Annotated in this window: 10 protein-coding genes; 1 reads left to right on the top strand and 9 read right to left on the bottom strand. The window is 54.4% G+C overall.

What is annotated here, in order from left to right:
* Genes KNP76_RS04240 through KNP76_RS04230 form a run of 3 tightly spaced genes read right to left on the bottom strand, consistent with a single transcriptional unit; the run spans position 1 to position 3,802 of the window.
* Entirely contained in the window at positions 1-1,122 is a 1,122-nt protein-coding gene (locus KNP76_RS04240; protein WP_214842939.1) for a Glu/Leu/Phe/Val family dehydrogenase, read from the bottom strand.
* Between the two features lie 23 nt (positions 1,123-1,145).
* A complete protein-coding gene (yqiS, locus tag KNP76_RS04235) occupies positions 1,146-2,123 on the bottom strand; it encodes a phosphate butyryltransferase (RefSeq protein WP_256440931.1) in 978 nt (325 codons plus the stop codon).
* A 41-nt stretch (positions 2,124-2,164) separates the two neighbouring features.
* On the bottom strand, positions 2,165-3,802 hold the full coding sequence (locus tag KNP76_RS04230; RefSeq protein ID WP_214842935.1) for a sigma 54-interacting transcriptional regulator: 1,638 nt from the start codon (positions 3,800-3,802) through the stop codon (positions 2,165-2,167).
* Between the two features lie 131 nt (positions 3,803-3,933).
* Between KNP76_RS04230 and KNP76_RS04225 the strand changes: the two genes are divergently transcribed.
* Positions 3,934-4,179, top strand: a complete 246-nt coding sequence (locus KNP76_RS04225) for a DUF2627 family protein (RefSeq protein WP_034805950.1) — start codon at positions 3,934-3,936, stop codon at positions 4,177-4,179.
* 624 nt (positions 4,180-4,803) lie between these two features.
* On the opposite strand, the gene spo0A is transcribed toward KNP76_RS04225, so the two are convergent.
* The 6 genes from spo0A to KNP76_RS04195 form a co-directional block, all read right to left on the bottom strand.
* The gene (spo0A, locus tag KNP76_RS04220) at positions 4,804-5,535 is read right to left on the bottom strand and encodes a sporulation transcription factor Spo0A (RefSeq protein ID WP_081825817.1); all 732 of its coding nucleotides are present in this window, start codon (positions 5,533-5,535) and stop codon (positions 4,804-4,806) included.
* Positions 5,536-7,233 (bottom strand): DNA repair protein RecN, encoded by a 1,698-nt coding sequence (recN, locus tag KNP76_RS04215; protein ID WP_214842927.1) that lies wholly within the window; start codon positions 7,231-7,233, stop codon positions 5,536-5,538.
* Positions 7,234-7,246: 13 nt separating this feature from the next.
* Positions 7,247-7,696, bottom strand: coding sequence for a transcriptional regulator AhrC/ArgR (gene ahrC, locus KNP76_RS04210; RefSeq protein ID WP_024371524.1), 450 nt, complete (start codon positions 7,694-7,696; stop codon positions 7,247-7,249).
* Positions 7,697-7,830: 134 nt separating this feature from the next.
* A complete protein-coding gene (locus KNP76_RS04205) occupies positions 7,831-8,652 on the bottom strand; it encodes a TlyA family RNA methyltransferase (RefSeq protein WP_034805945.1) in 822 nt (273 codons plus the stop codon).
* A gap of 6 nt (positions 8,653-8,658) precedes the next feature.
* Complete coding sequence (dxs, locus tag KNP76_RS04200) at positions 8,659-10,551, bottom strand: 1-deoxy-D-xylulose-5-phosphate synthase (RefSeq protein ID WP_214842925.1); 1,893 nt, start codon at positions 10,549-10,551, stop codon at positions 8,659-8,661.
* Between the two features lie 106 nt (positions 10,552-10,657).
* A partial coding sequence (locus KNP76_RS04195; protein WP_214842923.1) for a transposase occupies positions 10,658-11,848 on the bottom strand: 1,191 nt, incomplete at its 5' end.

Raw genomic sequence — 11,848 nt, 5'->3', positions numbered from 1 at the left:
TCAGCGTCCCCCAAGCAAGCTTTTCTCGACTTTCAAGAACTGACTGCGTGAACGAGACATCATCGCGATCCGCTCCTCCGCCATCTTCTCTGCCGCCACGTGGGTCGGCACACCGTCGCGCTCTGCGATTTCGAAGACGCGCATCATGTTGTCGTAGATGAGCTCGACTTTCTTCATCGCCCGTTCTCGGTTGTACCCTTCGAGTTCGTCCGCGACGTTGATGACCCCGCCCGCATTGATGACGAAGTCCGGTGCGTAGAGGATCCCTTGCTCTTCTAATACGTCCCCATGACGGTCCTCAGCGAGCTGGTTGTTCGCCGCGCCGGCGACAATCTTGGCTTTCAGCTTTGGAATCGTCTTGTCGTTGATGACCGCCCCGAGCGCGCAAGGTGCGAAGATGTCGCACTCGACCGCGTAAATCTCATCTGGTTTGACGACCGTTGCCCCGAAGTCTGTCTCGGCCCGTTTGAGCGCCTCTTCGTTGATATCCGTGACGACCAAGTGAGCGCCTTCTTCATGAAGGTGGCGGCACAAGTTATACGCGACATTGCCGACTCCTTGAACGGCAATCGTCTTACCTGCGAGTGAGTCCGAACCGAACTTCCACTTCGCTGCCGCTTTCATGCCACGATATACGCCATACGCCGTCACCGGCGACGGGTTGCCGCTTGAGCCGAACGCCGGGCTGACGCCGGTCACATAATCCGTCTCCATGTGGATGAAGTCCATGTCGGCCACGGACGTATTGACGTCCTCGGCCGTGATATAACGGCCACTAAGCGACTGGACGTAACGCCCGAACGCCCGGAACAGCGCCTCGGACTTGTCCGTCTTCGCATCGCCGATGATGACCGCTTTACCGCCGCCGAGGTTCAAACCGGCAGCCGCGTTCTTATACGTCATCCCTTTAGCGAGTCGGAGCACGTCTGTTAGCGCCGCCTCTTCCGAGTCATAGTTCCACATGCGCAGCCCACCGAGAGCAGGTCCGAGTGTCGTATCGTGAATCGCGATAATCGCCTTCAAGCCTGACGCTTGATCTTGGCAAAAGACGATTTGTTCGTAGTCCTCCGCTTGCAAGACGTCAAAGATCCGAAAACGTGGTTCGATATTAGTTTCCATCATGGGTGATTCCTCCTAGGAAGTGGTTAGTTTTTTGCGTGCAACAATGCGAAAGCGAGCGAGTATAGCTTGGCCTCGGCCGTATCGGCCCGGCTCGTCAAGACAACAGGGGCGGTGGCGCCGACGACGATGGCTGCCACGCTTGCCCCCGCGAAGTACATGATTGACTTATAAAGGACGTTGCCGACCTCTATGTAGGGTACGAGCAATAAATCGGCTTGGCCGGCAACATCGCTGTCAATCCCTTTTTGTTTGGCCGCGACCATGTCGACGGCATTGTCGAGGGCGAGTGGTCCGTCGACGACACAGCCTTTGATTTGGCCGCGCCTGTTCATTTGTGTGAGCAAGGCCGCATCGACCGTCGCCGTCATCTGTGGGTTGACGACTTCAACAGCGCCGATAGCTGCGACTTTCGGCGACTCGTAACCGATGTCTCGCATCGCCCCGACGGCGTTGTGGATGATGTCCACTTTCTCCTCAAGCGTGGGGGCGATATGGATGGCCGCATCGGTCACCCCGATCAACTGCTCACGGTTCGGGATTTGGAACAAGGCGACATGACTGAGCGTTCTGCTCGTCCGAAGACCCGTCTCCCGACTGAGCACCGCCTTCATGAACGTTGACGTCGCAACCATCCCTTTCATGAGCACGTCGGCCTCACCATTTTTGACGGCGAGTGTCGCGCGCTTTGCAACGTCCGCCTCACCTTTCACATGCAAAATGTCGATGGCCGCCTCGTCGATGCCTTCGTCATCACATAAACGCTTAATCTCACGGGCATCCCCAATCAAGATGAACCGCGATAGACCGTGATCGGTTGCGAGCTTGACCGCCCGAATCACTTCCACGTCAGCAGCTCCGGCTATCGAGACGGTACATCCGTCCAACTGCTTCGCCTTTGCGAGCATCCGTTCAAAATTCATACGTGTCCCCCCTAACGATGCTTCATCTATATCTATGCAATTTACGTTCCAATATTGAAAGCGCTTTAAACTGTCGTTCATCATGCATTTTATTTCATACCATGCATTTTATTGCAGGTAATTTATTGCATAAGGTCAAGCTTATTATACAATGTCCGAATCGAAATGTGTAAACGTCGTGCCGCTTCGGACTTGTTCCCGTCGGCCTCTTCGATTGCCCGCTCAATCAAATCACGCTCATAGCGGGCGACCGATTCTTGGAGTGTCGCCGTGTCCGTTTGTTTTGTCACCGTTCGGCGCGGGGCGAGTTGAAGATGATGCGGCGCGATTTCTTGATCGTTATTCGACATGTAGATCATCGCCCGACCGAGCACGTTTTCGAGCTCCCTGACGTTCCCTTTCCAGTACTGGCTTTTTAGCAACTCGATCGCCTCCGCCTCGATTCCGTGCACGCTCCGTCCATATTCTTGATTCAATTTACGGATGATTCGTTCTGCGAGTGGTCGAATCTCCTCCAATCGGTCCCGAAGCGGCGGAATATAGATTGGCATGCGATTGATCCGATAATACAAGTCTTCACGGAACGAGCCGTCGGCCACTTTTTGTTCAAGGTCCGCGTTCGTCGCCGCGATAATTCGGACGTCGACCGGAATCGCATTCGTCCCACCGACACGGACGACTTCATGCTCTTGGAGGACACGGAGCAGTTTGACTTGCACGTCGAGCGGCAACTCCCCGATCTCGTCTAAGAAAAGCGACCCTCCGTCCGCTTCCTCGAAGTATCCGACCTTCCCGCCACGCTTCGCCCCGCTGAACGCCCCGTCCTCATAACCGAATAGCTCACTCTCGAGCAACGTCGGTGAGATGGCGGCACAGTTGACGCGAACGAATTTTTTATACTTTCGCGGCGACTCACCGTGGATGGCATGGGCGAACAGTTCTTTGCCCGTACCGGACTCACCCCGAATCAGCACGGTCACCGGTGTGAGCGCTGCGAGACGGGCCTGTTCGATGACGAAGCGCATCGCATCGCTCGTGGCGATGATGTCTGAAAACCGATACTTCGCTTCCAGGTTTCGAATCCGTGTCTTCGCTTCTTGCAGTTCGTCACGGAGCGCCCGAAGTTGCGAGACGTCTCGGATGACCCCGACAGAACCCCGTAGCTTCCCTTCCACGATAATCGGTTCGGCGTTGACGAGGATGTCACGCCGCGTCGCGCCGATTTGCATCCGAATGTCGCGGACGCCTTTACCGGTCGACAACACTTTTAAATGCACGCTCTCTTGCATCCCGATATCGGCCGTCGCCGGCTTATCGACGACGTCCTCTTTCTTAAATCCTGTAAGACGCGTATAGGACGGGTTGATTAAAATCGTATTGCCGTGATGGTCCGCCACCGAGATCGCTTCGCTCGTGCAATCGATGATCGCCTCGAGCATCTGTTGATTCTGTTGCAACCGCTCGACCACGACGCGGATGAACTCACCCGGTAAGACGACCGCCTCCGTGAAGTGTGCCTTCAATTCATGGAACGTCTCATTTTTCCCCGTCGTCTCGATGACGAAGTCCACTTGTTTTCCCGCACAATCGCGCCAGTCACGTTCGACTCGAATTCCCCGACTTCGTGCAAGCTTCAGCCCCTCGGCCGATTCGGCCGAATCGACGACCGCGACGATCCGCACGAGCGGCGAATCGAGCAACATCTTCAATACTTCCGTGCCGCCTTTTCCGGCCCCGACAATGAGCAGTCGTTTCTTCATTGAACCATTCCCCCATTTCTCTATCTGCATTCATGCTACTGAAACCCGTCACGTTTCGCAACTGCCGTAAAAAGACCGTGTCGGGCCGCCCCTTTTCTGTTAAAATAATGAGTGGAAAAGGAGGAGATACTATGCGAGTCATCGCGCTTCTAATCCTAATCGTCCCTGGCCTGCTCGGTGTGTATGGAATCAAGCTGTTACGTGACAGTTTCTTCTTGAAAACGAGCGCCCCGTTCTCATGGATTGAATCGGTCGCGGCCGCTTCGATGCTACAAGGGACGTTCGGATTGTTGATCGCCATGGGCGGGATCGGGTTCGTCGCAGGCTATATCTTCAACCGTGATAAAAAAACTGGAAAAGTCCCTATAGATTCTTAATCATCCGGACGCACAAAAAAAGGTTCCCTAACTTGACTTCATTTCAAGTGCGGAACCTTTTTATTCATATTGAATTGTGATCACTACGGATGATCTCCTCTCATAACTTACTGCACTTCATGTGACATGATTCACCAATGGTCTTCTTAATGAAGAAGTTTGAAAGAAACTAGTAACTGCCGTCTTGCGTGAACGGAAACGTACCCATTCGAGTTACTAACGGTTTTTCATCGGGTCATGTCCAACCATCCATCGTGAAGTCGAACGCTTGCCATAAATTGTTCAACGGTTGACAACACTCCTTTTGGTCAACTGAACGATTTGTTTTCCCTGAAACGATCCCTAGCTTCGAATCGAATTCAGAACCACCTCGCGAATGAGCGAACGTCGCGACCTCTCGTCGGGACGTATAGGCGATTTGAGATGTCGTTCCCACCTCTGAGCTATTAACGGATAGCGGTCCGAGATGATTTCTTGCTCTAACCTGTTCCGGAACAGATTAGAAAGCGTTCATCTGACGCTCGTCCAAGTAACTTGGTACACCTTTATTATAACAAGCTCGCGCTGAATTGCAAGCGCTTTCCTTAACAAACTAAAAGAAAAGTCAGAGGAGCCCCTGACCTTTCATTGTTGCTTCAATGACTGGTACGTCACAAAATAAGAGATGAACTCGGAGTTTTTAGGACTCCGTTCCCGTTCCGGTCGCCCGTTGAACATCTCATGGTCGCGCATCCCGTTCTCCCATGCCGTCTTGATGGCATGACGCATCGCCCGCTCGACGCGTGACGACGTCGTCTCATGCTCTTTGGCCACCATCGGATAAAGTTCCTTCGTGATGAGGCCGAGCAACTCTTGTCGCTCGCGCACGTAGATGACAGCTTGACGAATATATTTGAATCCTTTGATGCGCGGTGAGATCCCGAGCTGTTGCAGTAAGAGTGAGATATCGAGTTCTTCCGGCGACATCGCCTCGAACTCACGATTCGACCCGGCGGCCAATTCTCGAATCTTAGCAATCAATTGCTGAATATTGAACGGTTTGACTAAAAAGTATGAAGCACCAAGTTGAACGGCTTGTTTTGTCACTTCGTCTTTCCCGAACGCACTGAGCATGATCACCTCAGGCTTTGCGTCGGCCAATTCATCTTGCAGGCGTTCTAATACGCCAATCCCGTCCAAGTGCGGCATGATGATGTCGAGTAGTAACACGTCCGGTTGGTGTGTCTTGACGACGTCTAAGCACGCCTCGCCGTCAAAGGCGGTCCCGACGACCTTCAAATCGGTCTCGGTCTCAAGTTGGCGGGTCAACAAATCGACGATTTCTCGATTGTCGTCCGCGATGCATAATGTAATCAATTAAGACACCCCTTCAATGAACTTCCGTTTTAATTGCAACGACATGTCGAGCAGTTCCTCTACATGTTGTTTCGTCAACTCTGTCATCTGCGGTCCGGCAATCATGCGTCCGAGCTCGTCAATCCGTTGTTGACGGTCGAGTACGCTCACGTTCGTTTTCGTCCGTTCGTCAGTCTCCGACTTCGTAATGTAGAGGTGTTGGTCTGCCATGGCAGCGACTTGTGCTAAATGCGTGATGCAGAGCACTTGCGAGCCGACCGAGAGGCGGAAAATCTTCTCCCCCATCGCTTGCGCGACGCGACCCGACACACCTGTATCGACTTCGTCGAAGATGATCGAGGCGACGCCGACCGTCCGAGAGAAAATCGATTTCAGCGCGAGCATGACCCGTGACAGTTCTCCACCAGAAGCGACCTTCGCGAGCGGTTTGAACGGTTCTCCCACGTTTGTCATCATGTAAAACTCGACTTGGTCGAGGCCGTCTTGTCTAAACGTACCTTCTTTGAACCGGACTTCGAATCGGGTCTTCTCCATGTATAACTCTTGCAGTTCGCGATGAATCGCTTGCTCGAGCTCGGTCGCAGCTCGTTTCCGGGCTGCCGACAAGGCAAGCCCGCTCTCACGCACATCGACCTCGAGTCGCTCGAGCTTTTCGGTCAGTTCTTGCAAATGTTCTTCCCGATTCGTCATCGATTTTAACTCTTCGGCCACTTTTTCTCCGTATGCGATGACTTCATCGATTGTGGCGCCATATTTTCGTTTCAATTGTTGGAACAAGGCGAGCCGCGTCTCAATCTCATCGAGACGGATTGGATCGAACTCGAGCGAGTCAAGCTGGTCCCGAAGTTGGAACTTTGCATCCTCGAGTAAGAAATAAGCGTTTGAGATCGTCTCGGCCATCGGTGAAAGTGACGTCGAGAGCGTCGACGCCTCTTCCATCTCCCGCATCGCGACGCCAATTTGATCAAGGCCGCGCGACTCATCCGCGACCGCCTCATATGACAACCGAACGTGCTGATGGATCCGCTCGAAGTTGGCGAGCTCGTCCCGCTCTTCCGTGAGCGCCTGTTCTTCCCCGACTTGCAGAGCGGCGGCCTCGATTTCATTCGTCTGGAAGGCGAGCAAATCCATCCGTTGCGCCAGCTCCTGCTCGCTTTGACTGAGCCGTTTCAGTTCGCTCGCGACATCGTTCCAAGCCTTATACGCTTCCCGATACTGTTCGAGCAGCGGCGCGACGTCTCCTTCCGCAAAGCTATCTAAAATGCCGAGATGATACTCAGCGTCCATCAAATGTTGATGTTCATGCTGCCCGTGAATGTCGACGAGTTGTCGTCCGAACTCACGAAGCGTCGAGAGTGGCATCATCTTACCGTTGACGCGACAAACACTTTTGCCGCTACTATGTAAATCACGACGCAAGATGACCGTCCCGTCCTCAATCTCAATTCCGTATTGCGATGCCGCCTCGAAAATCGGATGTCCGGCTTCCACGATGAACAACCCTTCGATTTCCGCCTTGTCTTGACCGTATCGGACGAACTCGCTCGAGCCACGCCCCCCAACAAGCAGTCCTATCGCGTCGAGCAAGATTGATTTACCCGCCCCGGTCTCACCGGTAAGGACCGTCATCCCTCGATTGAAGTCGATGTTCAACTCGTCGATGATCGCAAATTGTTTGATCGATAGTTCTGCTAACATACGTCCATTCACCTCATAACATTCCGAGTAGTCGCTCGATGATTTGTTTCGCTTGTCGTTCATCGCGGGCAATCATCAAAATCGTGTCGTCCCCGCAAACCGTCCCAATCAATTCATCCCATGACAAGTGGTCAATCAAAACGCCAATCGCATCTGCGTTCCCCGGTAACACTTTCATGACGACCAAGTTTTGAGCCGAATCGACCGAGACGAAACTGTCCCCGAGGATCCGTTTCATCTTCCCGTACGGATTGAAGCGTTGGTCGGCCGGGAGGCTATATTTATACCGTCCATCGTTGAGCGGCACTTTGACGAGATGGAGCTCTTTGATGTCTCGTGATACCGTCGCCTGCGTCACCGGATAGCCGGCACGGTGTAATTCGTCAACCAGTTCGTCTTGCGTCTCGACTTCACGATTCGTGACGATCTCTCGAATTTTAATCAAGCGCTGTCCTTTGTTCATACTCGCTGACACCTCATTTTTCGTTTCACATACTCATGTTCATTCTAAAGTATTGTCGAAAAAAGGTCTAGCTTTCGGCGAACGATTTCAAACGGCTCGGCACGCATTAGAAAAACCTGCAGACAAGCTGCAGGTTACACGTTTTTCTTCAGTTGTGCGTGCGCGGCGTCGATGACGGCCGGCACGTCAATCGTCGGGTCGATTCCTCCGACATCTGTGAGGCGGGCAAACAATAAAAATTCAATATTGCCGTCCCCCCCGGTGATTGGTGAGTAGTCGAGCCCTTCGACGTGGAATCCTTCCGACGCGAAATACCGGACCATGTCGTCGACGACACGCTCGTGGACAGCGCGGTCGCGGACAATCCCTTTTTTACCGACGTCCGCTTTTCCGGCTTCAAACTGAGGTTTGACGAGCGCCATGACAACACCGTCCGGTTTCAAAATCTGTTTGAGCGGCGGTAACATCAATCGAAGCGAGATGAATGAGACATCGATCGTCGCAAAGTCCGGTGCGTCTTTAAACTGGTCAGCCGTCGCGTGGCGGAAGTTCATCCGTTCCATGACGACGACGCGGTCATCGCTCCGGAGCTTCCACGCCAATTGATTGTACCCGACGTCGACGGCATACATCTGCTGCGCCCCGTTCTGTAGGGCACAGTCGGTAAAGCCGCCCGTCGACGACCCGATATCGAGCCCGATTTTACCAGACACGTCGAGCGGGAAGACGTCGAGCGCTTTCTCGAGCTTCAACCCGCCGCGGCCGACGTATGGGAGAACTTGCCCCTTCACGTCGAGCGGGATGTCATCGAATACTTTATCGCCCGCCTTGTCGAGCCGTTCCGTGCCACTATAGACGAGGCCAGCCATGACGGCTCGCTTCGCCTTCTCGCGCGTCTCCGCTAAACCACGGTCGACGAGCAGTACATCTAATCTTGTTTTCTTTCTTTTTTCCATAGTTCCTCACACATTCTGTCGATTTGTCGCTTGGACGAATTGCTGAACCGATTCAGCGATTTGTGACGGTCTGAGGCCAATCTCTTCAAGAAGTTGATTGACGCCGCCATGCTCGATGTAACGGTCCGGGATGCCAAGCCGTAATACACGCGGGAACTGTCTCGCGTCACTCGCATGCTCAAGCACGCTACTACCAAATCCTCCGGCGAGCGCCGCTTCTTCAAGTGTGACGAGCGGGATGCCTTCCTCGTAAAGTGAGGTGAGCATCACATCATCGAGCGGTTTGATCGTCCGACAGTTGATGACGCGGACGCTGAGCGTGCCAGCGAGCTGCTCACGGACTTCAAGGGCGTCTTGCACTTGCGGACCGAACGTCAAGATGGCGACGTCCGTCCCTTCCGCTTCGACTTCCCAGACGTCGAGTGGAATTTCGTTCAGCGCGCCGCTCATCGGCACGCCGATCCCTTCCCCACGCGGGAAGCGAATCGCGATTGGGCCATCGTCATAGCGCAAGGCCGAGTAGACGAGCTGTTGCAATTCTTCTTCATCTTTCCCCATCAGGATGCGAATATTCGGCACGTGGCGCATGAACGCGATGTCAAACACGCCTTGATGCGTCTCCCCATCGGCCCCGACAAGTCCTGAACGGTCGATCGTGAAGACGACGTTCAAGTTTTGACGACAGATGTCGTGCACGAGTTGGTCATACGCACGTTGGAAGAACGTCGAATAAATCGAGACGACCGGTTTCAACCCTTGCGTCGCCTGACCACCCGCGAGCGTGACCGCATGCTGTTCGGCGATTCCGACGTCAAACATACGCTCAGGAAACTTCTTCGAGAAGCAATCGAGCTTCGACCCGACACTCATCGCCGGCGTGATTAACGTCACGCGTTCGTCCGTCTCCGCGACTTTCGTCACCGTTTCCGCGACGACTTTCGAATAGCTCGGTCCTTTCACTTTGCCTTTAATCACTTCGCCGGACTCGATTTTATACGGCCCGAGCCCGTGCCACGTACCGACGCCGTCAAGCTCTGCCGGACGGTAGCCCTTCCCTTTTTTCGTGATGACGTGGACGATGACAGGACCGTCGATTTTTTTCGCATACTCGAGCGTCTCGAGCAAGTCTTTCAAGTCGTGTCCGTCAGCCGGTCCAAAGTAGGTGAACCCGAGCTCTTCAAAGAACGTCCCTGGAATGAGCGCTGATTTCAACATATCTTTGACCCGTTCACCACTCCGTTCAAGCGGTCCCCCGACAATCGGGATGTGCTTGATGAGCGCCTCGACTTCTTCCCGCGCATGCTTAAGTTTACGCGAAGCGCGCATCCGACCGAGCATGTTATGCATCGCCCCGACGTTCGGGGCGATTGACATCTCGTTGTCGTTCAAGATGACGATCACGTTTTGTTTCTCGGCACCGATGTGGTTGAGCGCCTCAAGCGCCATTCCGCCGGTGAGTGCCCCGTCCCCGATGATGGCGATGGCACGGTCTTCCGATCGCCCCTTCAATTCGTTGGCGATGGCAATCCCCATGGCCGCCGAAAGCGAAGTCGAGCTGTGACCGGTCTCCCAGACGTCATGGTCGCTCTCACAACGTTTCGGGAACCCGCATAAACCGTTGTACTGACGGAGTGTGTCGAACTGTTTCGTCCGTCCCGTCAAGATTTTATGCACGTAGGCTTGGTGACCTACGTCCCATACGAGCTGGTCTTTCGGACTGTCGAATACACGGTGCAGGGCGAGCGTCAATTCGACGACGCCTAAGTTCGGCGCCAAATGCCCTCCCGTTTCTGCCAATTTTTCAATCAAGAACCGTCGAATGTCAGCGCCAAGCGCTTCCATCTCGGGTACCGACATTCGCTTCAGGAATGACGGGTCTTGAATGGATGTCAAGTCCATGATGACCATCCTTTCTCCTATCTTATTACTGATTCGTACCTTACATTTTACAAGAATGTGTCCAAGGATGCCATACATTCACAAAAACAAAGAGGCTGGGACATAACTAGCCGGCTTTAGAGCTTTTTAATAAAAAGAGGGGTCCGGTCACCGATTTTCGGTGGCCGGACCCCTTCTTTGCACTTCCCCCGATGCCTTTGGCGATGAACTTCCGTAGGTTCACCGCCATGAGGGCGAAGCCGAGCTCGCGTTTCACGCGCTGTTTTCCCCTGACGGAGAAGCGGGTGAAACCCAAATTGGCCTTCAGATATCCAAAAACTGGTTCCACGTCCGTCTTGCGTCGGGCGTAGAGGGCACCGGTTTTCTCATCCGAAAGCAGCGTTCTCATCATATGCTTTTGTTCTTCCCAGGCCCCGTTCACGCTGACCTGGCGGTGTCTCCCCGGTTCGGCCTTCGTGCACAGCTCTCGGAACGGGCAGCCGTCGCAGCTCTCGCACTCGTACACACGGAAGTCGCGGGTGAAGCCGTCCCGGTCGGTCCTTTGGGACTCATGGCTGAACGGGAGCCGTCTCACGTCCGGGCACGTGAACGTGTCGGTCTCGCCATCGTACGCCCAGTTCGCGATGTTGAACGGGTCCTCGCGCCATTTCTTCTTCTGTTCCTTCCGGTACATCGTGTGCGGGATCAAGGGCAGGCGCCCCCGGCGCTCGAGGATGTCTGTGTAGTTCGGCTGGCTCCCGTATCCCGCGTCGGCGACGATATGGGCGGGCAGGTCGAGGAACGTTTCGACCTCGTCGAGGAACGGGATCAACGTCTTCATGTCGGTCGGGTTCGGATAGACGTCATAGGCGAGCGTGTACTGACCTTCGGTTGCGATCTGGACGTTGTAGCCGGGCTTCAGTTGGCCGTTCTTCATGTGATCTTCTTTCATCCGCATGAACGTCGCGTCCCTGTCGGTCTTCGAGTAACTGTTCCGTGTGCCGAAGATGGCCATGTGCTCCTCGTATCGGCGTTTCCGGGCGGCGAAGTCGGCGGCCTGTTTGTGGAGACGACGGGGCACTTTCCGTTCCGCACGCAATCGTTTCCGTTCGGCGACGTCGGTCGTCGAGGCGATTTCCTCGTCGATGGCCTCGATCTTTTCTTCGAGTCGTGCGGCGACCTGTTCGAGTTCTTGGACCGAGAGCGCGTCCGGGCTCTCCCGTTCGATTTCGGGGATGACCTGGTCGGCCATCAGTTCGTCGTACAGTTGGTTCGACTTCTCGACGAGCGCGGCGCTGTATCGCTCGACCGCCCTCCG

Origin of the sequence: Exiguobacterium sp. s150 (assembly GCF_018618435.1) — a bacterium.
Lineage (GTDB): Bacteria > Bacillota > Bacilli > Exiguobacteriales > Exiguobacteriaceae > Exiguobacterium > Exiguobacterium alkaliphilum.
Note: the sequence above shows the minus strand (reverse complement) of the source record. Positions and strands in the feature narration are given on the sequence as shown.

Excerpts from the sequence above, each read along its gene's own strand:
- KNP76_RS04240 (WP_214842939.1), bottom strand. The coding sequence starts at position 1,122 with ATGATGGAAACTAATATCGAACCACGTTTTCGGATCTTTGACGTCTTG.
- yqiS (WP_256440931.1), bottom strand. The coding sequence starts at position 2,123 with ATGAACGACAGTTTAAAGCGCTTTCAATATTGGAACGTAAATTGCATA.
- KNP76_RS04230 (WP_214842935.1), bottom strand. The coding sequence starts at position 3,802 with ATGAAGAAACGACTGCTCATTGTCGGGGCCGGAAAAGGCGGCACGGAA.
- KNP76_RS04225 (WP_034805950.1), top strand. The coding sequence starts at position 3,934 with ATGCGAGTCATCGCGCTTCTAATCCTAATCGTCCCTGGCCTGCTCGGT.
- recN (WP_214842927.1), bottom strand. The coding sequence starts at position 7,233 with ATGTTAGCAGAACTATCGATCAAACAATTTGCGATCATCGACGAGTTG.
- ahrC (WP_024371524.1), bottom strand. The coding sequence starts at position 7,696 with ATGAACAAAGGACAGCGCTTGATTAAAATTCGAGAGATCGTCACGAAT.
- KNP76_RS04205 (WP_034805945.1), bottom strand. The coding sequence starts at position 8,652 with ATGGAAAAAAGAAAGAAAACAAGATTAGATGTACTGCTCGTCGACCGT.
- dxs (WP_214842925.1), bottom strand. The coding sequence starts at position 10,551 with ATGGACTTGACATCCATTCAAGACCCGTCATTCCTGAAGCGAATGTCG.